This is a genomic window from Streptomyces sp. NPDC003635 (assembly GCF_053587635.1).
This window is the reverse complement of the sequence record NZ_JBSFOK010000021.1, coordinates 1-22,266: the sequence shown is the minus strand read 5'-3', so window position 1 is coordinate 22,266 and position 22,266 is coordinate 1. Positions and strand designations below refer to the sequence as shown.

18 protein-coding genes are annotated in these 22,266 nt (G+C 70.4%); 5 read left to right on the top strand and 13 right to left on the bottom strand.

The genetic code is table 11. From position 1 onward, the window contains the following. Nucleotides 1-12: 12 nt before the first annotated feature. The gene (locus tag ACWDRW_RS20695) at nucleotides 13-372 is read right to left on the bottom strand and encodes an NADH-quinone oxidoreductase subunit A (RefSeq protein ID WP_003974383.1); all 360 of its coding nucleotides are present in this window, start codon (nucleotides 370-372) and stop codon (nucleotides 13-15) included. Nucleotides 373-1,089: 717 nt separating this feature from the next. Between ACWDRW_RS20695 and ACWDRW_RS20690 the strand changes: the two genes are divergently transcribed. Continuing rightward, nucleotides 1,090-1,926 carry a C40 family peptidase gene (locus tag ACWDRW_RS20690; protein ID WP_451725154.1) on the top strand — a complete coding sequence of 279 codons (837 nt, stop codon included), beginning with the start codon at nucleotides 1,090-1,092 and terminating at the stop codon, nucleotides 1,924-1,926. Between the two features lie 428 nt (nucleotides 1,927-2,354). Beyond that, nucleotides 2,355-3,017 (top strand): peptide deformylase, encoded by a 663-nt coding sequence (gene def, locus ACWDRW_RS20685; RefSeq protein ID WP_451725153.1) that lies wholly within the window; start codon nucleotides 2,355-2,357, stop codon nucleotides 3,015-3,017. Here the strand turns inward: def and ACWDRW_RS20680 are convergent. Further along, nucleotides 2,983-4,269, bottom strand: a complete 1,287-nt coding sequence (locus tag ACWDRW_RS20680; protein WP_451725151.1) for a geranylgeranyl reductase family protein — start codon at nucleotides 4,267-4,269, stop codon at nucleotides 2,983-2,985. The genes def and ACWDRW_RS20680 overlap by 35 nt on opposite strands. A gap of 97 nt (nucleotides 4,270-4,366) precedes the next feature. Here ACWDRW_RS20680 and ACWDRW_RS20675 point away from each other — a divergent pair, with 97 nt between their 5' ends. Together ACWDRW_RS20675 and ACWDRW_RS20670 are read left to right on the top strand one after the other, a co-directional pair. Then, nucleotides 4,367-4,888, top strand: a complete 522-nt coding sequence (locus tag ACWDRW_RS20675) for a GNAT family N-acetyltransferase (protein ID WP_451725149.1) — start codon at nucleotides 4,367-4,369, stop codon at nucleotides 4,886-4,888. A 133-nt stretch (nucleotides 4,889-5,021) separates the two neighbouring features. Further along, nucleotides 5,022-5,345 (top strand): PASTA domain-containing protein, encoded by a 324-nt coding sequence (locus tag ACWDRW_RS20670; RefSeq protein WP_451725147.1) that lies wholly within the window; start codon nucleotides 5,022-5,024, stop codon nucleotides 5,343-5,345. A gap of 29 nt (nucleotides 5,346-5,374) precedes the next feature. On the opposite strand, the gene ACWDRW_RS20665 is transcribed toward ACWDRW_RS20670, so the two are convergent. From ACWDRW_RS20665 to ACWDRW_RS20650, 4 genes are read right to left on the bottom strand one after another with little or no spacing between them, the layout of a single operon-like run. Continuing rightward, on the bottom strand, nucleotides 5,375-6,070 hold the full coding sequence (locus ACWDRW_RS20665) for a demethylmenaquinone methyltransferase (RefSeq protein WP_451725146.1): 696 nt from the start codon (nucleotides 6,068-6,070) through the stop codon (nucleotides 5,375-5,377). 23 nt (nucleotides 6,071-6,093) lie between these two features. After that, nucleotides 6,094-7,185, bottom strand: a complete 1,092-nt coding sequence (locus ACWDRW_RS20660) for an acyltransferase family protein (protein ID WP_451725144.1) — start codon at nucleotides 7,183-7,185, stop codon at nucleotides 6,094-6,096. Beyond that, complete coding sequence (locus ACWDRW_RS20655; protein ID WP_451725142.1) at nucleotides 7,186-9,408, bottom strand: bifunctional polysaccharide deacetylase/glycosyltransferase family 2 protein; 2,223 nt, start codon at nucleotides 9,406-9,408, stop codon at nucleotides 7,186-7,188. Nucleotides 9,409-9,429: 21 nt separating this feature from the next. Then, complete coding sequence (locus tag ACWDRW_RS20650; RefSeq protein ID WP_451725140.1) at nucleotides 9,430-9,756, bottom strand: hypothetical protein; 327 nt, start codon at nucleotides 9,754-9,756, stop codon at nucleotides 9,430-9,432. A gap of 236 nt (nucleotides 9,757-9,992) precedes the next feature. Between ACWDRW_RS20650 and ACWDRW_RS20645 the strand changes: the two genes are divergently transcribed. After that, nucleotides 9,993-10,991: a chitinase gene (locus tag ACWDRW_RS20645; RefSeq protein ID WP_451725139.1), complete on the top strand. Its 999-nt coding sequence runs from the start codon at nucleotides 9,993-9,995 to the stop codon at nucleotides 10,989-10,991. A 1-nt stretch (nucleotide 10,992) separates the two neighbouring features. On the opposite strand, the gene ACWDRW_RS20640 is transcribed toward ACWDRW_RS20645, so the two are convergent. From ACWDRW_RS20640 to ACWDRW_RS20610, 7 genes are all read right to left on the bottom strand, one after another. Then, nucleotides 10,993-11,640, bottom strand: a complete 648-nt coding sequence (locus ACWDRW_RS20640; RefSeq protein WP_451725137.1) for an amidohydrolase family protein — start codon at nucleotides 11,638-11,640, stop codon at nucleotides 10,993-10,995. Then, nucleotides 11,641-12,840, bottom strand: coding sequence for a cyclic dehypoxanthinyl futalosine synthase (mqnC, locus tag ACWDRW_RS20635; protein ID WP_451725136.1), 1,200 nt, complete (start codon nucleotides 12,838-12,840; stop codon nucleotides 11,641-11,643). A gap of 73 nt (nucleotides 12,841-12,913) precedes the next feature. After that, the gene (locus ACWDRW_RS20630; protein WP_451725134.1) at nucleotides 12,914-13,639 is read right to left on the bottom strand and encodes a prepilin peptidase; all 726 of its coding nucleotides are present in this window, start codon (nucleotides 13,637-13,639) and stop codon (nucleotides 12,914-12,916) included. Then, entirely contained in the window at nucleotides 13,636-16,602 is a 2,967-nt protein-coding gene (locus ACWDRW_RS20625) for a BTAD domain-containing putative transcriptional regulator (protein ID WP_451725132.1), read from the bottom strand. Before ACWDRW_RS20625 ends, ACWDRW_RS20630 begins: the two co-directional genes overlap by 4 nt. A 268-nt stretch (nucleotides 16,603-16,870) precedes the next feature. Then, complete coding sequence (locus tag ACWDRW_RS20620; RefSeq protein ID WP_451725131.1) at nucleotides 16,871-17,338, bottom strand: hypothetical protein; 468 nt, start codon at nucleotides 17,336-17,338, stop codon at nucleotides 16,871-16,873. A gap of 13 nt (nucleotides 17,339-17,351) precedes the next feature. Beyond that, nucleotides 17,352-17,795: an SUKH-3 domain-containing protein gene (locus ACWDRW_RS20615; RefSeq protein ID WP_451725129.1), complete on the bottom strand. Its 444-nt coding sequence runs from the start codon at nucleotides 17,793-17,795 to the stop codon at nucleotides 17,352-17,354. Nucleotides 17,796-17,802: 7 nt separating this feature from the next. Further along, on the bottom strand, nucleotides 17,803-22,266 hold a 4,464-nt coding region (locus ACWDRW_RS20610), incomplete at its 5' end, for a DUF6531 domain-containing protein (protein WP_451725127.1).

The window sequence follows — 22,266 nt, the reverse complement described above, 5'->3', positions numbered from 1 at the left end:
GTTAAGAGCCCCTCAGTCCCATTCCAGGCCGCCGCGCCGCCATACGTACGCGTACGCGACGAAGACGGTGAGCACGAAGAGCAGCATCTCCACGAGCCCGAAGATCCCCAGGGCGTCGAAGGTGACGGCCCAGGGGTAGAGGAAGACGATCTCGATATCGAAGATGATGAAGAGCATCGCCGTCAGGTAGTACTTGATCGGGAAGCGCCCGCCGCCGGCCGGCGTGGGGGTCGGTTCGATACCGCACTCGTAGGCCTCGAGCTTGGCCCGGTTGTACCGCTTCGGACCGATCAGCGTGGCCATGACCACGGAGAAGATCGCAAAGCCTGCCCCGAGGGCTCCCAGTACGAGGATGGGCGCATACGCGTTCACCGCTCCTCGCTCCTCTCAGTCGGCACTGACTGCTGGCGGTTGCGTCAGGCTCACCACGTGCGCCTCATGCGTCCCTCGAATCCCGCTCGTCCCGGCGAAGATCGAGAACATGTGAAGCAGGTCACAAGCCCAACTGCCTCGCATCTTATGCCTGCCGCTCTGTGATCTGCGACACGGGGTATTACACAAGCTTTGTGATCTCCACCACCTGACGAAGGATCATGAAGTCGGATGAGTGGTGATCTTCGTACGCGAGGCATCCAAGTGATCACCTGAGGTGACATTTCCGCTCGTCGGCGCAGCTCGGAAGGGTCGTCTCAATATCAAGAGACTTCCTCTGCATGCAAATTGGCGATGGACGCGGCGCCTTGGTAGAGGACCGCGTTCACACATCAGAGGGAGGCGCGGGGTGGGGTGTGGACGCGTGCGCGCGTTCACGAGCGACAGGGGGTGGGGCATGCGCGCGGGACGCGGCCGTCGCCGTAATCGTTGCGTGACCTCCACCACATCCATGAGAGCGCCATGAGAACCGGGCTTGGCCACCTGCCTCAACAAGTGGTAGGCGAGGGGCAATTCGGGCGAACCGACGAAAGGCCGTGATCACGGGTGGGTTACGGCCCGTCCGCAATGTCCGTTACGGCGTCAATAAAGAGCGACACGCCCGGGATTCACGATGCCGATTGAACAACTGTGGCGCAGCACACGTTTCTTGAAGGTATGGAGGAGCCCCTGATACCCGTTGTCCTCATGTCCCACACCGCTCACATACGCAGCCACCGGAAACCCCGCCGCACCGGGTCGACGACCCTCGCGATGCGCGCCGGAGTTGCCGGTGGCGTCCTCAGCATGGCAGCGGCGGGTGCGTCGGCCTCGGCGAGCGCCGCCGAGCCGGTCACGCAGACCCTCGAACTGCCCACCCTGACGGCCGACCTGGCCGCCCAGGTAGCCGAGTCCGCGGACGCCACGCAGCTGGCCGCGGCCAGCTACGAGCTCCAGGCGGAGCGGGACGCGGCCGCCGCCGCGGCCGCCAAGGAGGCCAAGGCGGACCTCGCCGTGGCCAAGAAGAAGGCGGAGGCCAAGAAGAAGGCCGCCGAAGCCGCTCGCAAGGCCGCCGCCGAGCGCGCCGCCCGCGACGCGGAGCGCACCACGCTCGCCGCCACCTCCACCGCCACGACCGCCACCGCCTCCGCTCCGGCGAGCGGCAGCGTCGCGACGGTCATCTCCTTCCTCAAGGCCCAGCTCGGCGACGCCTACGTCATGGGCGCCACCGGCCCCAACGCGTGGGACTGCTCCTCGCTGGTGCAGGCCGCCTTCAAGCAGGTCGGCGTGGACCTCCCGCGGGTCTCGCAGGACCAGTCGATGGCGGGCACGGACGTCTCCCTGTCCAACCTCCAGGTCGGCGACATCCTGTACTGGGGCGGCAAGGGCTCGGCGTACCACGTGGGCGTGTACATCGGGGACGGTCAGTACCTGGACGCCGCCAACCCGTCCAAGGGCGTGGTCATTCAGGACCTTTCGGGCTACCCCGCGTCGGGCGCGGTGCGCGTACTCTGACGCACAGCCCGCGAGGCATACCGCCCCGAAAGGGGCACAGCAGTACGGATGGGGCCGCAGCCGCTCGGGGGCAGCGGCCCCATCCGGCGTATCCGCGAGGCCGGTAGCGGAGTTCGTCGACCCGCTACAGCGGCTCCAGCTCGGGCGGACGGTACAGCCCGACGATCGCCAGGGCTCGGCGTCCGAATCGTCCGCATCCGGCAGGGCGTTCACGGCGGCGCGGGCTGGGTCCGGCGGCGGAGGCGGGGCTGAAGGCCCCTAGAGGCGCCGGTGCCGGGTGCGGCAGCGTCGCGACGCTCCCGCGAGACCTGGGTGTGTTCTGTTGTCATGAGTACCGGAGGAAAGGGAGGGGCGCCGCAGGCCGGCGGCCCGATTCCCGGCCGACCACGGCATCCTCACAAGACACGACAACAGAAGGGGCGTTCACGATGCCCAGCGTCTTCCTGCAAGGCAGGCCCGTCGACTCGTATCCGCCGCTCGCGCCCGAGGCCCGGCGCGGTGCCGTGCGGCGCGTCACCGAGGTCGGCGAGCAGGTGCTGCACAAGCCGTGCCGGGACGTGACCGAGTTCGGGCCGGACCTCGCGGCGCTCATCGACGACATGTTCCTGACGATGTACATCGCCGACGGCTGCGGGCTCGCGGCGAATCAGGTCGGCGTCGATCTGCGGCTCTTCGTCTACGACTGCCCGGACGACGACGGGAACCGGCACGTCGGGCACATCGTCAACCCGGTGCTGGAACAGACCGGCCCCGCCGGGCGCAGGCTGCTGGACGAGGGCGAGGGGTGCCTGTCGGTACCCGGCGCCGTCATGGACGTACCGAGGCCCGACCGGGCCGTGGTGCGAGGGCTGGACAAGGACGGCGAGCCGGTCGTGATCGAGGGCAACGGGTACTTCGCCCGCTGCCTCGCGCACGAGACCGACCACTGCGACGGGCGGGTCTACCTGGACCGGCTCACCCAGCGGGAGCGCAAGGACGCGCTGCGGCAGGTGGCGGACCGGCGGGAGGAGGTCCTCGCCCGCCGGGCCGCCAATGTGGAGGCGCTGAACAGCCAGGTCACGCCTTCGGGGCCACCTTGCTCAGACCGTTGATGATGCGGTCCATCGCGTCGCCGCCGGTCGGGTCCGTGAGGTTCGCGAGCAGCTTCAGCGTGAACTTCATCAGCAAGGGGTGGGTCAGGCCGCGCTGGGTCGCGATCTTCATCACCTTCGGGTTGCCGATGAGCTTCACGAAGGCGCGGCCCATCGTGTAGTAGCCGCCGTAGGTGTCCTTGAGCACGCGCGGGTAGCGCTGCAGGGCCATCTCACGCCCGGCGGGAGTAGACCGCGCGTGCGCCTGGACGATGATGTCGGCGGCGATCTGGCCGGACTCCATGGCGTAGGCGATGCCCTCGCCGTTGAAGGGGTTCACCAGGCCGCCGGCGTCGCCGACCAGCAGCAGGCCCTTGGTGTAGTGGGGCTGGCGGTTGAAGGCCATCGGGAGGGCGGCGCCGCGGATCGGGCCGGTCATGTTGTCCGGCGTGTAGCCCCACTCCTCCGGCATCGAGGCGCACCAGGCCTTCAGCACCTCACGCCAGTCCAGCTCCTTGAAGGAGTCGGAGGTGTTGAGCACGCCGAGACCGACGTTCGAGGTGCCGTCGCCCATGCCGAAGACCCAGCCGTAGCCGGGCAGCAGGCGGTCCTCGGGGCCCCGGCGGTCCCACAGCTCCAGCCAGGACTCCAGGTAGTCGTCATCGTGGCGCGGGGACTCGAAGTACGTGCGGACGGCCACGCCCATCGGGCGGTCCTCGCGGCGGTGCAGGCCCATCGCCAGCGACAGCCTGGTCGAGTTGCCGTCGGCGGCCACCACCAGCGGGGCGTGGAAGGTCACTTCACGCTTCTCGTCACCGAGCTTGGCGTGCACGCCGGTGATGCGTCCGGTGCGGTCGTCGACGACCGGGGCGCCCACGTTGCAGCGCTCGTACAGGCGCGCCCCCGCCTTCTGGGCCTGCCGGGCGAGCTGCTCGTCGAAGTCGTCGCGCTTGCGGACCAGGCCGTAGTCGGGGAAGGAGGCGAGGTCGGGCCAGTCGAGCTGGAGCCGGACGCCGCCGCCGATGATCCGCAGGCCCTTGTTGCGCAGCCAGCCGGCCTCCTCGGAGATGTCGATGCCCATCGCCACGAGCTGCTTGACCGCGCGCGGTGTGAGGCCGTCACCGCAGACCTTCTCCCGCGGGAACTCGGTCTTCTCCAGCAGGAGCACGTCGAGCCCGGCCTTGGCCAGGTGGTACGCGGTCGTGGAGCCGGCTGGACCCGCGCCCACGACGATCACATCGGCGGTGTTGTCGGAGAGGAGGGGCTCGGTCACGGCGGGATCTCCCCAAGTTCGAAATCTGCGTGCCGACCGGCACAGGACATGGGCAGTCTATTCAGCACCAGTGATCACCCGGCTGAAGGGCTGCCCCGTGAACCGAGCTCTCCCCGAAGTACGGCTGCGCGTCCCCACCGACGAGGACGCCGTCGCCTGGCACCGGCTCTTCGACGACCCGGACGTCATGGAGTTCCACGGCGGCAAGTCCGCGGGCCTGTCCGTCTACGAGGAGCTCACGGCCCGGCAGCGGCGGCACGACGCCGAGCGCGGGTTCTGCCTGTGGACCGTGCTGGACGAGTCCGGACAGGTCATCGGGTTCACCGGCGCCCAGCCGTGGGAGCGGGAGTGGGGTCCCACGGGCGAGATCGAGATCGGGTGGCGGCTCGCGCGGGCGCACTGGGGCCGGGGTTACGTCACCGCGGCCGCGCGGTTGACGCTGGAGCGGGTGCGGACCGCGGGTGTGCCGGGCGTGGTGGCCATGGTCGACGCCCGCAACACGCGCTCCATCGCGGTGACCCGGCGGCTGGGCATGCGGCTGGCCGAGGTGTTCACGACGCCGACGAGCGGCCGTCAGGGGCACTGCTACCGACTGGACCTGACAAGCGGAGCGGCATGAACCATTTCAAACACCCTGAGTAACCGACTGTCACAGAAAGCCACTTAACGCTTCCGGGCGGTACCGGGTGGGGGTTACTCTGCCGGTACCGCTGGGGGTGACGTCTGTGTACAAACCGCCCAAGACACCTGAAGTGCGCGTACCCCGCCTCGTCGGCCTGATGGCCGTGGACGCGCGCAGATCGGCCGAGGCGCGCGGGGTCCTGCTCGCCTGCCCCGACCAGCCCGACCTTCGACTCACCGTCGTGGACTACGTCGTACGGCAGTACCCGGCGCCCGGCGTCGAGATCCCGCGCGGGGCCGTGGTCACCGTGTGGTTCGACTTCGGCGAGGGCGAGGGCGGCGGAGGCTCCGGGGTCCGCGAGCCACGCCCGCCGCAGCCGCCGGGCGGCGGGATGCGACGGGAACTGGACGAGCCGATGGGGCACTCCTACGCCCCGGCGGCGGGGTTCGCATGAGCGGGTTCGCACAGGCCCTCGCGCGGGCCTCAGCTCTCCTTGAAGCCCCGGTGCAGCGCGACGACCCCGCCCGTCAGGTTCCGCCAGGCCACCTTCGACCAGCCGGCCTTCTGCAGCCGCTCGGCCAGCGCGGGCTGGTCGGGCCAGGCGCGGATGGACTCGGCGAGGTAGACGTAGGCGTCGGGGTTGGAGGAGACCGCGCGGGCGACCGGCGGCAGGGCGCGCATCAGGTACTCGGTGTAGACGGTCCGGAAGGGCGCCCACGTCGGTTGCGAGAACTCGCAGATCACCACCCGGCCGCCGGGCTTGGTCACCCGGTGCATCTCGCGCAGGGCGGCGTCGAAGTCCTGGACGTTGCGCAGGCCGAAGGAGATGGTGACGGCGTCGAAGGTGTCGTCCTTGAACGGCAGCCTCGTCGCGTCGCCCGCCGTCAGCGGCAGCCAGGGGTGCTTCTTCTTGCCGACCTGGAGCATGCCGAGGGAGAAGTCGCAGGGGACGACGTAGGCGCCGGTGCGGGCGAAGGGGAGGGAGGAGGTCGCCGTACCGGCGGCCAGGTCCAGGACCTTCTGTGCGGGACGGGCGTCGACCGCCTTGGCGACCTCCTTGCGCCACACCCGGTCCTGGCCGAGCGACAGCACGTCGTTCGTCAGGTCGTACCGTTCCGCGACGTCGTCGAACATCGAGGCGACTTCGTGCGGCTGCTTGTTCAGGGAAGCGCGGGTCACGCGCCCATTCTTGCAGCACCCCTTCACGGAAGAAGCCTCGGCTTCTTCCTCGCCGCCACGTCCTCCACCCATCCGCACGCCAGGACGAACCCGGCGATCAGCACCCAGCCGACGCCGAACATGAACCACTGGCTCTCCAGCGGCAGGTACGCCTCGAAGGCGGGCACGTTCCAGAACCGGTCGATCAGCGGGACGGCGAGGATCAGCGCGATCTCGTGCCAGAGGTAGATCGTGACGGCACGCGCGTTGAAGACCGTCACCAGCCGGTCCAGGCGGCGCATCCGCGTCAGCCCCGCGAAGTCGATCCGGAAGCGCGCCTTGGCCCACATCAGCAGCATCACGAACCCGGCGGACCAGAAGGCCTGCGCGAGCGGGATCTCGTCCAGGTCGTAGGTGCCGTACTCCCCCTGGTGCGTGAGGGCGTACCAGCCGCCGTAGCCGAGCGCGGCGAGCGAGAGCAGGACCACGGCCACCGGACGCATCCGCTGGAGCACCCCGTCGCGGTGGGCGAAGCCGAGGATCCAGCAGAAGAGGTACGTCGCCAGGTCCCACAGGGCGCTGCCGAGGCGGCTGTCCGGCCCCGCCCAGACGAACTGAAGCCCCAGGATCGGTGCGAGGGAGGCGAGCAGGACGGGGACCGGGGCCAGGCGGAACAGCTTCAGCAGGAGGGGGGACAGGAGCACGAACCAGAGGTACGCCCGCAGGTACCAGAGGATCTCGTACGCCTGTACGCCCCACGCGTTGCCCGGCGGGTCGCCGAGCGGGACGACCCAGTAGACGATCTGCCGGCCCGGCATCCAGCCGTGGATCAGCATCGCGACGACCACGAAGAAGCCCCAGAACCAGAAGGGCGGCAGAAGGCGCCGGAACCGGCTCCGGACCACCTTCAGTGCCGGCCGTTCCAGGGACTTGGCCATCAGGGTGCCGGCCAGGCCGAACATGATGCCCATGGAGGGGAAGACCAGGCCGGCCCAGGCCCAGCCGAAGGTGTGGTACGTCACCACCCTGACCAGGGCGACCGCGCGCAGGGTGTCGAAGTAGCGGTCACGGTCGGGCGCGGCGGCGGCCGGACGGGCCGCCAGGACGGCGGCTCCGCCCCGCCGGTGCGAGCCCACTCAGCCCACCCCCGCCGGCGTCCCGACCTCGCCCGTGCGCTTCAGCTTCTGCCAGCGCAGCCGGCCGCCGGTCAGGGCCGTGACGCAGGAGTGGATGAGGACGAGGTACATCATCTGCCGGTACGCCAGCTGCTGGAGCGGCATCATCAGCAGGTAGCGGTACCGCTCCCGGTCGAGGCGGAAGGCGTAGGCCGCGCAGACGAGTTGGACCGCCAGCACCGCGAGCCAGGCCAGCAGGGCCGCCCGGAAGTCGACGAAGATCATCGAGTAGACGGTGAAGACGTCGATCAGCGGAGCGAAGACCGGCGTGACGATCTGGAAGACGACCACGAGCGGCATGCCGACCCGCCCGAAGCGGCCCGAAGGACCCTTGTCGGTCAGGGACTTGCGGTGCTTCCACAGCGCCTGCATGGTGCCGTACGACCACCGGTAGCGCTGCGACCACAGCTGCTTGAGCGAGCCCGGCGCCTCGGTCCAGGCGCGCGCGTGCTCCTGGTACACGACCCGCCAACCCGCGCGGTGCATGGCGATGGTGATGTCGGTGTCCTCGGCGAGGGTGTCCTCGCTCATCCCGCCGACCTCCAGCACCGCCTCCCGGCGGAACGCGCCGATCGCACCCGGGATGGTGGGCATGCAGCGCAGCAGGTCGTACATGCGCCGGTCGAGGTTGAAGCCCATCACGTACTCGATGTGCTGCCAGGCGCCGATGATCGTGTCGCGGTTGCCGACCTTGGCGTTGCCCGCGACCGCACCCACCTGGGGGTCGGCGAAGGGCTGTACTAGCTGCCGTACGGTGTCCGGCTCGAAGACCGTGTCGCCGTCCATCATCACGACGATGTCGTGACTGGCGCTGCGCACACCGTTGTTCAGGGCGGCCGGTTTGCCGGCGTTCTCCTGCCGGATGACGCGGACGTTGGTCATGCCCAGTTCGTGGGCGGCGCCGCGGGCGATCTCCGAGGTGCCGTCGGTCGAGCCGTCGTCGACCACGATGATCTCGATCGGGTGGGTGCTCTTCGCCAGGGACTCCAGGGTGTTGGCGATGCACTCCTTCTCGTTGTACGCCGGGACGATCACGCTCACCGGCGCGGTGACCGTCGGGCCCCAGCTGAACCGGCGTCTGTTGCGCTGCCGGTGGTGCCGGCGGGCGAGGACCAGCATCATCCCGAACCGGCCCAGCACGGCCACGCCCACCACCATCAGGCCGACCGACAGCGCCGGCACGGTCCACTCGGCGACGGCGACGGCGGCGATGAGGGCCTTGCCCTCGTAGAGGGTCGCGCCGGTGGCCTCGCGGTGGGCGGGCTGAAGGGACCGGGTCCCGCCGGGGGCCCCGGCAGCCGGCCCCTGCTCCCGCATCACCCCGCTGATCGTCGTGAAGGTGTAGCCCTTCGCCCGCATCTTCTCGATGTACTTCGGCAGTGCCTCGATCGTCTGCGACCGCTCGCCACCGGCGTCGTGGAAGAGCACCGACGCGCCCTCGCCGTCGCTCGGTGTCGCCCACTTGACGATCTTCGAAACGCCCGGCCGCTTCCAGTCGTCGCTGTCGGTGTCGATGAAGACGCTGGTGTAGCCGTCCTCGCCGAGCTTCTGGTAGACGGGCCAGCTGTAGTTGTCGATGGCGTCCGTCTCCGAGGAGTACGGGGCCCGGAACAGGGTCGTCGTGATGCCCGCCGCGCCCGCGAGGGCGAGCTGGGTCTGGGTGATCTCGCGCGTGACACGGGCGTCGCTCTGGTACGACAGATCGACGTGCGTGAAGGTGTGGATGCCCACCTCGTTGCCCTGTTCGACCAGGTCCTCCACGATCGAGGGGTAGCGGGAGACCATCGAGCCGACCACGAAGAAGGTGCCCGGGACGTCGTACTTCTGCAGGATCTCCAGGACTTGGGGCGTCCACGTGGGGTTCGGGCCGTCGTCGAAGGTGAGGGCGATGGTCTTGTCCGGCACCGAGAGCGTGGTGGCCCGGCCGCCCCGGAAGGTGAGGATCGGGCCGCCGTCGAGGACGTCGTCCGGTACGTCACTGGCGCTGGCACCGGAGCGGACCCGCTGGTCGCCGCCGACCTCGGCGCGCAAATAGCCGTCGAGCAGCATGATGCTGGTCAGCGCGAGCAGAAGCAGCAGGGCGAGGATGACCCGGGGCTTCTGCAGCGCCGAGGCCCTGCCCGCCATCCGTTCCATGCGGGTGGGGGCGCGCCGACGGCCGCGTGAGGGAGTCGTCGTAGTCATGGAAGTCGCTGCGGTCCCGGGTCAGTCGGTGGTGTCCGCGACGGCGGACACGGAGGCGGTGGGCGCCGAGACGGTGGGCGCGGGCGTGCCGGAGGGCGGGGCCGACGGGGCGCCACTGGGCCGGACCTGGCCGCCCACGCCGCCCTGCGGCTGCTCGCCGGGGGCACCGCCCGGCGCGCCCCCCTGGGCGCTGTTGCCGAAGGGCAGCAGCTGGTTCGGGTCCAGCGAGGTGCCGAGGCCCATGAAGGCCATCCCCAGCACGGTCGCGTACCCCAGGCAGCCGACACCGACGACGATGCCGATACGGCGCAGCACCTTCGAACGGCGTCCGGAGTTGTCAACGAACACGGGCCCTTCGGTGGACCCGTTGCCGCGTTTGCGGCGGCGACCGCGTGTCGCGGCGCGGCTTTCGGTGGCAGGCTCGGAATGCATTCCCTGGACAGTAGGGCGGCTTTATGTGGAGTGGTCGCCGGAGCCATGTGAAGCGCCCATGAGAACCGCCTGAACCTGTTCTTTCACTGAGAGGTTCGGCTTTCACAGCGACTTCTCAGGAGGGGCCGGGTTCGGTGTGGGACATTCACGCAATGCGGAGTTCTCTGAAGGCGACCGGGATCGTCATGATGTTTGCCCTGGCAATGAGCGGATGTACGGCGGAGCCCGGGAGCGCCGAGCGGGCCGAGCGGGCCGACACCTCCACCGGCAGCCCGACGTCCTACGCCCCCTACGTCAGCGCCCTCACCGCCTCCGCCCAGGACACGGCCGGCTCCCCGGCCACGTACAACCTCGCCTTCGTCGTCGCGGACGGCGAGGAGTGCGCACCGAGTTGGAGCGGGGTGTACGGCGTCGACGACGACAAGGTGGTGTCCCGGATCGCGGAGCTGAAGGAGTCCGGCGCCACCCTACGCGTCTCCTTCGGCGGGGCCTCCGGCGACGAACTCGCGCGGCACTGCGACAGCGCCGAGTCGCTGGCGGAGGCGTACGGCGAGGCGCTGGACGTGACCGGCTCCTCCCAGGCCGACTTCGACATCGAGGGCGACGAGCTGACCGACTCCGCCTCGGTGGACCTGCGTTCGGAGGCGATAGCCCTGCTCCAGCGGGAGCGCACGGACCTGACGGTCTCCTTCACCCTTCCGGTGATGCCGTCCGGACTCGACGACGACAGCGTCGCGCTGCTCCACTCCGCCAACGACCAGGCCGTGCAGGTCTCCACCGTCAACCTCATGACGATGAACTACGGCGCGTCCTACGACGGCGACATGGGCGACTACGCGATCACGGCGGCGAGGGCCGCGCATGCCCAACTCCGGGACGTGTTCGGGACGTCGGCGGCGACCGCGTGGCGGGGCATGGCGCTCACCTCGATGATCGGGGCGAACGACGTGGACGGGGAGACGTTCACGCTTCAGGACGCCGCGCAGGTACGGAAGTTCGCGGAGGAGAAGGAGATCGGCTGGGTGTCGATGTGGTCGACGCTCCGGGACCGGCAGTGCGCGGAGGGGGACGCCGACGAGGACGACGCGCAGACCGACTGCAGTGGGGTGGAGCAGAGTTCCGGGGCGTTCGGGGAGGCGTTCGCCGGCTGAGTCAGCGTCGGCGGTACACCAGTCGGCCGCCCAGCACCGTGGCCACGCAGGTCCCGGCGCCCTTGGCGATGAGCGTGGCCTCGTCCGGGACGTCGAAGGCGGCGAGGTCCGCCGGGGCTCCGACCGTCAGCGGGCCGTGGGCGGTGCCGTGGAGGTCGTAGCCCTCGACGAAGGGGTCCAGGGCGGGGCCGTCCCCTACCGGCGGTGCCTGGCGCCAGGGCTCGGGAACCTCCCGCAGGCCCGACCGCGCCACGGACTGTCGTACCGCGTCCGGGAACGGGCCGCCGACATGGGTCGTTCCGTGCGCGAGCATCCGCTGCAGGCCCCGCCGAACGCTGCCCGCCATCCGCGCCGCGTCCGGGGCCAGTTCGGCGAGCGCCGCGCCCGTGATCGGCTCGGTGCCGAGTTCGTCCGCCTCGCGCGGGTCGGGGTGGTAGCACCGCAACAGCAGCCATCGCCCGTGCGACTGCCGCAGCCCCGGGGTCAGCACGCCCGGCCAGCGGCGCGTGCGCGCATCCGCCCAGGAGGCCGCGACCTCGGCGTAGGGACCGATCGCCGCGACGCGGTCGCCGTCGACGACGACCGCCCCGTCCGGCACCGGCTCCGCGCCGACCGGCAGCACCAGCGGTGCCGTGTGCATCGTGAGCATCTAGTTGGAGGCGAGGATCTTCAGTTCGGGGTGGGCCGTGCCGCCCTCGATCGCCGTGGAGGAGATGTGGGACATCACGCGCGCGTCGACCGGGTCGTTCGCCGGGTCGTCATGGACGACGAGGTGCTCGTACGTCGTGGACCGCTGGGCCGGGACCCGCCCCGCCGTACGGATCATGTCGATCATTTCCTGGAGGTTGGAGCGGTGCTTGGCACCCGCCGCCGAGACGACGTTCTCCTCCAGCATGACCGAGCCGAGGTCGTCCGCGCCGTAGTGCAGGGTCAGCTGGCCCGCGTCCTGGCCGGTGGTCAGCCAGGAGCCCTGGATGTGGGCGATGTTGTCCATGAAGAGCCGGGCGATCGCGATCATCCGCAGGTACTCGAAGATCGTGGCCTGGGTGCGGCCCTTCAGGTGGTTGTTCATCGGCTGGTAGAGGTACGGGATGAACGCCCGGAAGCCGCCCGTGCGGTCCTGCACGTCACGGATCATCCGCAGGTGCTCGATGCGCTCGGCGTTGGTCTCGCCGGTGCCCATCAGCATGGTGGAGGTGGACTCCACGCCCAGCCGGTGAGCGGTCTCCATGATCTCCAGCCAGCGCTCGCCGGACTCCTTGAGCGGGGCGATCGCCTTGCGGGGGCGCTCGGGGAGCAGTTCCGCGCCGGCGCCCGCGAAGGAGTCGAGACCGGCGGCGTTGATGCGCTGGATCGCCTCCTCCACGCTCACCTTCGAGATCCGCGCCATGTGCTCGACCTCGGACGCGCCCAGCGAGTGGATGACGAGCTGCGGGAACTCCTTCTTGATGGCCGCGAAGTGCTTCTCGTAGTACTCGACGCCGTAGTCCGGGTGGTGACCGCCCTGGAACATGATCTGGGTGCCGCCCAGTTCGACGGTCTCCGCGCACCGGCGCAGGATGTCGTCCAGGTCGCGGGTCCAGCCCTTGTCCTTGGCGGTGGGCGGCGCGTAGAAGGCGCAGAACTTGCACGCCGTCACGCAGACGTTCGTGTAGTTGATGTTGCGCTCGATGATGTACGTCGCGATGTGCTCGGTGCCCGCGTACCGGCGGCGGCGCACGGTGTCGGCGGCGGCGCCGAGCGCGTGCAGCGGGGCGTCGCGGTAGAGGTCGAGCGCCTCATCTGGCGTGATGCGCCCGCCCGCGGCTGCACGGTCGAGGACGGACTGGAGGTCGGCCTTCTCGGTCACCGGCGGCGTCCCTTTCGTCAAGGGTTGTGGACGGACTGATCCAGCGTACGCCAGGCCTTTCCGCGGGCCGACGTCAGGCCGCGTACGCCCCGATCAGCAGCCCCAGGAACGCCCCGCCGATCAGGAACGGGCCGAACGGGATCGCCGTCTTGCGGCCCGCCCGCCGTACGACGACGAGGGCACCGCCGTACAGCGCCCCGAGCAGGAAGCCCGCGAAGGTGCCGAGCATCAGGGTGGACCAGCCGTACCAGCCGAGGACCGCGCCCATGCCGAGGGCGAGCTTCACGTCGCCGAAGCCCATGCCGGAGGGGTTGATCAGGAAGAGCACGAGGTAGCCGCCGCCGAGGGCGAGAGCGCCGTAGAGGGCGGTGAGCCACTCCCCCGTGTGCTCGGGGACGAGGGCGACGACGCCGAGCAGGGCCAGGGCCAGGGCCGCGAACGGGAGGGTCAGCGGGTCCGGCAGCCGCTGCACCCGGAAGTCGACCACCGCGAGCAGCACGCCCAGCGGGGCGAGCAGCAGCCATACGCCCAGTTCGGGGCGGGTTCCGGTGGCCGCGGCGAGGGCGGCGCAGACGAGGGCGGTGGCGAGTGCGAGAAGGGCGACGCCGGGCCCGTACGACCCCTCGCACCTCGCGCACCACGCCCGCCCGAGCCATCCGCGCACCGGATGCCCCTCCGGGCAGCCGTCCCGCCAGGGTTCACCGGCCGGGGCGGAGAAGCGGTACGCGGCGCGCGGCAGGAACGCGCCCGCCGCCGCACCCCACAGCGCGGCGGCGAGCACGAGCAGCAGATCGGTCATCCGGCGGCGGTGGCGCCGGAGCGCCAGGTCGGCAGCAGCTCGTCGAGCAGCGCCTCCGTACGCGGCGGCAGACCGCGCGCACCGCTGCGCCGGATCAGGTCGGCGGCCAGCGCCTGGAGCCGGGTGGGATCGCCGGTGGCATGCGTGGCCCGCAGCAGCTCGTGCCACAGCCGCTCGTCGGCGGGCGCCGAGTTCAGGGCCGCGGTGAGCGCCTCGATGGCCTTCTCCGCGCGGTTCTTCTCCAGGTGGAACGCGGACAGCGCGAGCCCGATGTCCGCGACCAGGAGCGGGAGCTGGGCGTCGACGATCTCGTGGGTGAGCCAGCGGTAGCGGCCCTCGGGCCGGTCGGCCAGCAGCTGTCCGCGCACCAGCACCAGCGCGTCGGTGAGCAGCCGCCCGCGCACGGCCCGGCTGTCCACGCCCCGGCCCTGAGTGGCCTCGTGGTAGAGCGACCGCAGCACGTCCAGATCGGAGACGACGGACTTGGCGAGCGTGAGCCGCCCGGTGGAGTCGGTCCGCAGCCGGGGGCTGCCGTCCGGGTCGGTGCCGAGCCAGGCGTTCAGCCGCTCCAGCAGCGCGTCCCGGACGTCCTCGGTGACCCCGCGCGGCCACAGCGCGGAGGACAGCACCCGCGGGTGCACGCCCTCGCGGTGCAGGAGCAGCAGGGCGAGGGCCTCGTGCAGCAGCGCGCTGCGCTCCCCGTCCGGGGTGTCGAGGCCGATGATCTCGTACGGGCCGACGAGCCGGGCATAGACCGCGGGCCGCCCCTGCTCGCTGATGTCGACGAGGAACGGCGGGGTGTTGGCGGGACCGTCGGGGTCCTGGTCGGGGTCGGCCTGGACGAACAGCTCGACGACGGCCTGCCGTTGGGCGGTCGGCAGCAGCTGGGCCTCCAACTCGAGCCCGAGCAGCGGGGCGAGCAGCTTGCCCTCGCCGGTGATCTCCATCTCCCAGGCGGCGCCGGGCAGATCGCCGGTCTCGGTGCCGACGAGGTAGCCGATGCCGAGGCGGCTTGCGTCGGAGGCGAGTTCGGCGAGCTTGACGGCGTCCTCGGCGGAGGGCTCGGCGGCGAGCAGGACGAGGTGCGGGGCCCAACGGGTGTGCTGGGCCGGGCCGGTGCGCCCGGTGAGCACGGAGTCCTGACCGGCCGCCCCGAGCGCACCGCGGCGCTGCCGGGTCTCGGCCTCCATGGTCTCGATCAGGTCGTCGATGCCGTCGAGGTGGCGGAGCCGGTTGGGGGCGAGCGGGGTGAGGTCCTGCCCGAACCCGACGAGGGTGATGGTCATGCGGTCGGACCAGCCGTTGGTGGCCAACTCCGCGGCGACGGAGGCGAAGACGGCCGCCCGGTCGGCCTCGCGGCCGCTCAGGGACACGATGCCGGGCACGGACTCCAGGTTCAGCAGCAGCCGGGAGTCGTCCATGGTGCCGAGGCTGACGAGACCGGGGAACGGGGCGGCGGTGTCGACGTCCTCGTACCGCTCGGCGTCGGCGCGGGCCAGCATCCAGAAGGTCTGGTCCTGACCGAGCTGCCAGGGCGCGGGCGGCTTTCCGGCGGGCTGGGCGAGCTGGAGGTGCAGATCGCCGTTGCTGAGCCAGGCGGCGTAGACGGTGGGCAGCGGCCGGGACTCGGCCGCGAGCGCCGCGGCGAGTCCTCGCAGGGAACGGTCCAGCAGTCGTACGCCTTCGGGGTCGGCGCCGACCAAAAGCGCGTCCTGGGCGTCCGCCGCGTCGCCGGTCGGGGTGGGCGGCTCCATACCGCGCCGCCCCCCGACGGAACCGAGCGCCGACTGCCACAGGGCCTGCCGGCGACGACGGCCGAGGGCGCCGAGGAGGCCGGCGGCGAGAAGGGGCGCGGCGAGGAGGGCCTCGGGGAGGCCGAAGGAGCTGTCGGACGACTCGGCGGCGGGGGTGGCGGCGGGCGTCTGCTGCCGGTGCCCGGCCTGGCGGTCCGCTCCGCCCTCCTCCTGCCGGTCGGGGGCGGGGCGCTGCGCGGGAAGGGAACCGCCGTCCGTTCCCTCGTTCCCGCCCTGGGCGTGGTCGCCGGTCTTGGCGTAGTCGTTGATCTGCTGCTCGACCTCGGGCGAGACGTTCGGCGTCTCGTCGGGCATCTCGACGAGGTCGCCGCCGCGGGCGTCGCCCGGCATCTCCATGATCCAGCCGGGCCGGATGAGGCTGGCCTCGGACAGCTTGCTGCCATCGGGCTGCACGCGGTCCTTGTTGAGCTGGTAGATCTCCTTGTAACGGCGCCCGTCACCGAGGTGGCGCTCGGCGATCTCCCAGAGGGAGTCGTGGTGGCGGCCCTCGGGCGGCTGGATCCGGTAGTACTTCGTGTCCCCGTCCTTGGCGGTGGCGCCGGGGGCGGCCTCCGCGTGGGACGCCTGATCGGCGAGGGCGGCCGCGGCGGAGGCGGCCTGCTCCTGCTGCTGCGCGAACAGTCCGCCGCCGGGCGTCTGCTGAGCGGCGGCGACGGTTCCGCGCTGGTTCCCCTCCAGGCTCTGGCCGAGCTGCGAGAGCCCCGGAGTGAGGCTGGCCGCGGTGGCGCCGACGAGCAGCAGCGCGGCGACGAGCTGCCGGGCGAGCAGCTGACTGGGCCCGGCACCGGGAACCCGCCCCGGCACCCCGACCCCGGACACGGCCGCCCTCAACTCGACGATCACACAGGCGGTGAACTGTGCCCAGGCGAGCCAGACGAAGAAGGTGAGGATGGCGAGGAAGGTGTCGACGCTGAGCTCGTTCTGGAGCCAGTCCATCGGCTTCCACTCGCTCGGGAACGGCCATCCGAGCTGGGTGGCCAGCGCCGCGGGGACCCCGACGACCAGCACGAGCAGCGCGACGAACGCGAGGAACGCCTTGACGAAGTCCCCGAACGTACGCCGCCGCACCCGCACGGGCTGCGGGGTCCGGTTCCGCGGGGTGGTCGGGCTTCCCGTCGAGCTTCTCGTCGAGCTTGAGCGTCGCGGCATGGGCGGAGTCCTGGGGTTGGGGTGTGAGGGGTGTACTGAGACTACAGAGATCTTATGGACCGCCCTCGGGCCCGTCGAAGGGCGAGGACGAACCACGCACACGCTCGTGACGTCACGGGCCCACCAGCGGCCCGAAAAGCCCGAGTTGCCCTAGGCGGGGTGCGAAATCCTCACACCTCGCACACAAACCGGGACTCCCGCGGGATGCAGTCGGTGAAATCTCCCCGTGCCTTCGGAACGAGGACCACCCACCCGCACCCGTCCCCGTTCACGAGCGACGCCTGCGTACGGCCTTCCAGGCGTCCTCGGCCGCGAACACCGCGGTCAGCCGCCAGGAATCCAACTTGGCCAGCACGGTCGACCTCACCAGCTGCCACTTGAACCACGGCGGCAGATCGCGGAACGGCACGAACGTCAGCGTGTCGTCGATGGCATGGTCGGCGAATCCACCGCGGCCCTCCGTGCGCAGGGCGGCGTACAGCTCCGGTGTGAGCCGGCCGTTGAGCCGGGCCACATGGGCCGCCGCGGTGAACGGAAAGTCCCGCCGGGAACGGTCGAGTACGGCGATGGCCCGGATGATCCGCGGCGACGCCACCTCCGGGGGGCAGTTGAGGGCCAGCCCGATCACCGCCGCCCCGAGGTGGCACTCGCCGCGCTCGCACGCAGCGTCCACCTCGGCGGCGTCGTCCATGCCCAGCAAGCCCTCGCCGCTGTCCCAGTCCCACCCCGACCCCATGGCCTGGCAGCTCCTATCGAATGCCCTCAACCAGCTTCTGCAGTGCCTCGTCAGCCTTTTCCGCCAGCAGCGTGACGCTGTCCATGCCGACGTAGACCGCTCCGTTCGGAGCCATGCCCAGGTACAGGTTGCGGCGGTCGGCCTCCCCGATCGGGTACAGATGAGTTCCGGCCTCTTCGCTCAGTACGTCGAAGATCTCGTCCTCCCATTCGGCGACGGTCGGATCAAGGGTGAATCCCATCCGGGCCATCGTCTTTCCAGGTCCCCGCTCGGCGCTCGCCAGACCACCGAACTCTGCGAGGAAACACCGGGCCGCCTCGTGGATCTCGAAGCCGCCACGCTCCTGGAGGGTGTTCTCCCAGTCCGCTGTGGGCACCGTGCGGCCCGGGTGCCAACCTGCCTCACGCAGGACCCGGTCCGTCTCCGCGGACCATCGCTGCTCGTGCTGTTCCGTCATCGTTGAGTCACACCGCCCTGATTCCGAACTGATCAAGCACATGCTGGCATGAGGAGCATGGCGCCTTCGGCGTCCCGTGCCTGGGATTGCCCGGCGCGCGCACCTCCACAGCGGCACTGACGCCGCCCCGTGGATCGACGCCCGCGTTCATGGCCCTCGACAGCGCTTCCGGTTCCGCACAACGCCCGTGCTGGTTGCCCGCCGGCCGGAGTTCCATCGGAACCCGGTCATAGGCGGCCTGCACATCGGGGTGCAGATTGTGGTTGCCCCCGCCCTTGATGCTCGCACCAGTGAACACCCCGTGTCCTGGCACGGACAGTCCACTGGCGACCGTCGGTCTGGTCTGTTTGCTCGCTCCGGGTCGCGACTGCTCCAGGTCCGCACGCCAGTTCGCGGCATCGCTGGCTTCCTGGTCACAGGCCGGGGCGAGGCCGAACGGATCGACCGCGGTGAACGGATTCGAGACGTATGCGCGAGGGTTCGGCCCGGGTGTGAGACCGAGGGGGTCCAGGGACGCGTACTGACCCGTTTCCGGGTCGTAGTGGCGCTGATAGTTGTAATGGAGAGACGTCTCGGGATCGTGGTACTGGCCCGGGAAACGCAGCGGGCAACGCGCGTCGGCCGGTCCTGACTCATCGAGTGCCGCGCCCCACACGCTGCTGCGAGCTCTCCAGGCGAGCTCTCCGTCCTCGGCGACCATCTCGGTGGGGGTTCCGACCAAGTCGGTGACTATGGAGTAGAACTTCTCGTCGACCCACTCCTGGGGGCGGTCCCGGACGGGCACCCGCTCGATCTGGGTGACGGGGCTGAAGCGGTCCTGCTCCCAGTCCCACACCGTGCACGTGGGTTCCGCGTCTCCCGACCGCGTCATCTGCTCGGCCAGCACGAAGCCGTCCCAGACGAACGTCACCTCCTCCGCCACGGTCACGCCGTCCGGTGCCAACCTGCGCTTGGCGATACGGCGGCCGAAGGGGTCGTACTGATAAACCCATCGAGTGCCGTCGGGCGTGATGACGCCGACGAGTCGGTCCTGGCTGTCCCAGCTGTAGCGCCACACATCGGGCTTGCGGGACAGGCGCTTCTTACGCCTGACCACCACGCGGCCCTGGGCATCGTGTTCGTAAGTGATGTGGCCGACGACGCCGACCGAACCGACCGTCGCCGAAGCCGCCTGAGGATGAACGGCCGTGTCGCTGTGCCACTCGCCTTCTGTGAGGTTGCCGGCAGCGTCGTAGGCATAGCGCTCGGTCCAGGACGCAGCCCGTACGCCCGTTACCCGTCCCATGTCGTCACTGTCGAAGGCGCGGTCACCGTTGAGCAGGTCGCTGATCGCGGCGACAGTGCCGTCCTGCTGGTAACGGTAAGAACGGTGCTGAATTCGCCTCACGAGCTCCGTGCCCACATCGGCGCCCGCGGAGCCCACGGCCACAGTCTGCGCTTGGAGCCTGCCGCCCGCGTCCCAGGCCTGGTTCAGGACCACCGCACCGATCCGGCGCTCGGTCTCCCGCCCGGAGCCGTCGTACGCGAAGGTGACGGTCCGCCCCGCCGTGCGCAACAGCACAGGCCTGTCGCGGCCGTCGTACTCCCAGGCACTCTCGGCGTTCGAGGGGGTGATACGACGCGTACGCCTGCCGAGCAAGTCGTAAGCGGAGCGTACGGTGAGTCCGTTGCAGGTTTCCGCGAGGATCCGGCCACGGGCGTCCCGCTCGTAGGTCAACTCGGCCCCGCCACCGCTCACACGGCGCAGGTGGCCGACGGCGTCGTAGACGTACGTCGTCACCGCCTCCGGCGTGCGGTGCTCCGTGACATTGCCCAGGTCGTCGCGCACGTACGCGATGCACTCGCCCGCGCCGTTGGCCTGGCCGACGAGACGCCCTGCGGCGTCGAACTGATAACTCTGTACCCGGCCCCCGTAGTCCTGCTCGCGCACGAGGCGTCCAGCGGCGTCGTAGGCGTACGTCCAGGTCGCGCCATGCTGGTTGGTGACCGACGTGAGGCGGAGCTGGCCGTCGTACGCGAACTCCACCCGCGACCCGTCGGGATCGTGTCGGGCCACGAGCAGGTCGAAAGCGCCGTACTCGAAGCGCACCGTCCGCCCGTGCCCGTCGCTGTGCTCGACGAGGTTTCCTTCCCCGTCGTAAACGCGCCGTTGCGTGGTCCCGTCCGGCAGGGTGCGCCAGCTCGGACGGCCTTCCGCCGTCCAGCCGAGCCGGGTCACGGCCCCGTCCGGGCCGGCCTGCGCGGTGACCCTGCCGAACGCGTCGCGCTCGTACCGGGTCGTCCAGCCCTCCGCGTCGGTGGCCGCCACTGGCAGTCCCGCGCCGTCGGGCTCCAGCCGCGCGGTGCGCCCGGCGGCGTCTGTCACCGCGGTGAGGGCGCCGATCTCGTTGTAGGAGTAGGTGACACTGCCACCCACGGGGTCCGTCTCCGTGACCAGGTTCCCACGGGCGTCGTACTCCATATGCCAGACGTGGCCGTCGGCTTGCGTCACCGACAGCGGTTGACCGTGAGCGTTGTTCCGCGCCTCCTCTCGGCTGCCGTCGGGCCGGATGACAGCAGTGGGCGCCCCCTGCTCGTCGTACTCGTAACGTGTGGTCCGCCCCAGCGCGTCCGTGCGGGCGAGCAGACGGTTGTAGCGGTCCCACTCGGAGAAGGTCGTGTGGCCGAGGGGGTCGCTCTGGGCCACGAGTTGGAGCAGGGCGTTGTAGCGGTACGTCGTCGTGTTCCCGAGTGCGTCGGTGTAGCGCGTCTCCTGGTTCTCGCTGTCGTACTCGACCGTGCAGGAGAGGCTGCCGTCGTCGCCCTCGCCGGCGATGCAGCGGTCCAGGGCGTCGTAGGTGAAGCGGTAGGAGTAGCCGTTGCGGTCGGTCCACGAGGTGATGCGGGCGCGGGCGTCGTACGTCAGTTTCCGGGGCAGACCACTGGAGTCGTGGATGTCGCTGAGGTTGCCCTCGGCGTCGTAGCCGAAGCGCCTGAGGACCGTCCCGTCGGGGCCGTCCTGCGGGTTGCGGAGGCGCAGTGCGGTGACGCGACCGTCGGCGGTGTCGACGTACAGGTGGCGTCCCGCCGCATCCCGTACGGCGACCGGCGTGCCGTCGTCGTCGCGGTCGAAGTCGATACGCAGGCCGTTGCGGTCCGTGATCGCGGCGAGGGGGAGGGTGAACGCCTCGTCGGTTGCCGCCGGCTTCCTGCGCGGGGCGAAGTGGCGTGTGATGCCGCTGAGCGGGTCGGTGATCCGGACGGGGGCCCCGGGGGCGCCGTCCCAGTCGAGCGTCAGGCGTGGGCCTTCCAGGGGCAGGACCGAGGTGCCCGGGGTCGGCACCGGGTAGAAGAGCAGCATGCCGTCCTCCGTGGCGAAGACGGCTCCCTCGTCGTCCAGTTCCAGGCGTTCGTCCAGAGTGGAGGCCCAGGACGGGCCGAAGAAACGGCCGTACGGGTACGAGGAGAGGTGCGTACGGCGCAGGACCAGCGGGAGCAGGCCCGGCAGGTCGACGTCCCGCTCCTCCATCAGCATGTCGCCGGAGATCATGTCGATGGGGTCGCCGTTCTTGCAGCGACCCTTGGGGGGCTTGCTGTGCCCGACGGCGTCGTCGGCCTCCCGGCGCAGACCCTTGCCCAAGCCCTTGGCCAGGCCCTTGAGACCCAGCTTGCCGAGTTCCTTGGCGCCCTTGGCGAGCCTGCCGAGCGTGGTGATGCCCTTCACACCGGGTATGCACTCGAGCGCCGCGAAGGCCACATCCCATAGGGAAGCCCGGCCCTGGGAATATTTGTAGAGCGTGTCCGCGAGCAGGACCAACGCCGCGACCAGCACGATCGCCGCGAGGATCGGACCACCGATGATCATCGCGATGATCCCCACCACCGCGACCACCACCTTGGCCACCGCGACGATGGTGTCCCAGTTGTCCACGAACCAGTCGCCGATGTCCTCCCACCACGACCGGTTCTGGATCCCCGCGTCGGAGGCTTCGTCGATCTTCGACTTCGCCGTCCGGGCGGCCTCCTCGCGCATCTTCCGCGCGTCCTCGGCCATCTTCTTCGCCGCGTCCAGCGCACCCTGCGCGTCCGCGACATCGCCCCGGGCGTTCGACTGCGCCGACTCCGCGTTCCGCACATCCCGCGTCGCCGCCCGGACCTTCGCCTCATCCGGCTTCTCAGCCGACTTGCTCCCCGTCGGGTCGTCCTTGTACTTGTCGGCTTCCTTGCCGGCTCGCGTCACCCACGAATCAGCACTGGAGAGACGCGACTTGGCCGAGGAAAGATCCGACTGCGCCTCACGCCCCCGCGCCAGCGCCCGGTCCGCCAACGCCTGCGCCCGCTCCAGCTTCGGCCAGTAATCGGCCAGAGCGTCACCGCACAACTCGTACGACTTCTTGAGCTTCCTGAGGTTCTTCGGGACATCGGCGAAGTCCTCCTTGAACACCTCCGCCGACTTGCCCGCCCACTCCGCGAGGGTCGACTCCCCCGCCAT

What these genes read in the sequence shown, in the direction of transcription:
- ACWDRW_RS20690 (WP_451725154.1), top strand. Translation starts at nt 1,090, where the DNA reads ATGGAGGAGCCCCTGATACCCGTTGTCCTCATGTCCCACACCGCTCAC.
- def (WP_451725153.1), top strand. Translation starts at nt 2,355, where the DNA reads ATGCCCAGCGTCTTCCTGCAAGGCAGGCCCGTCGACTCGTATCCGCCG.
- ACWDRW_RS20655 (WP_451725142.1), bottom strand. Translation starts at nt 9,408, where the DNA reads ATGACTACGACGACTCCCTCACGCGGCCGTCGGCGCGCCCCCACCCGC.
- ACWDRW_RS20645 (WP_451725139.1), top strand. Translation starts at nt 9,993, where the DNA reads ATGCGGAGTTCTCTGAAGGCGACCGGGATCGTCATGATGTTTGCCCTG.
- ACWDRW_RS20640 (WP_451725137.1), bottom strand. Translation starts at nt 11,640, where the DNA reads ATGCTCACGATGCACACGGCACCGCTGGTGCTGCCGGTCGGCGCGGAG.
- ACWDRW_RS20630 (WP_451725134.1), bottom strand. Translation starts at nt 13,639, where the DNA reads ATGACCGATCTGCTGCTCGTGCTCGCCGCCGCGCTGTGGGGTGCGGCG.
- ACWDRW_RS20625 (WP_451725132.1), bottom strand. Translation starts at nt 16,602, where the DNA reads ATGCCGCGACGCTCAAGCTCGACGAGAAGCTCGACGGGAAGCCCGACC.
- ACWDRW_RS20620 (WP_451725131.1), bottom strand. Translation starts at nt 17,338, where the DNA reads ATGGGGTCGGGGTGGGACTGGGACAGCGGCGAGGGCTTGCTGGGCATG.
- ACWDRW_RS20615 (WP_451725129.1), bottom strand. Translation starts at nt 17,795, where the DNA reads ATGACGGAACAGCACGAGCAGCGATGGTCCGCGGAGACGGACCGGGTC.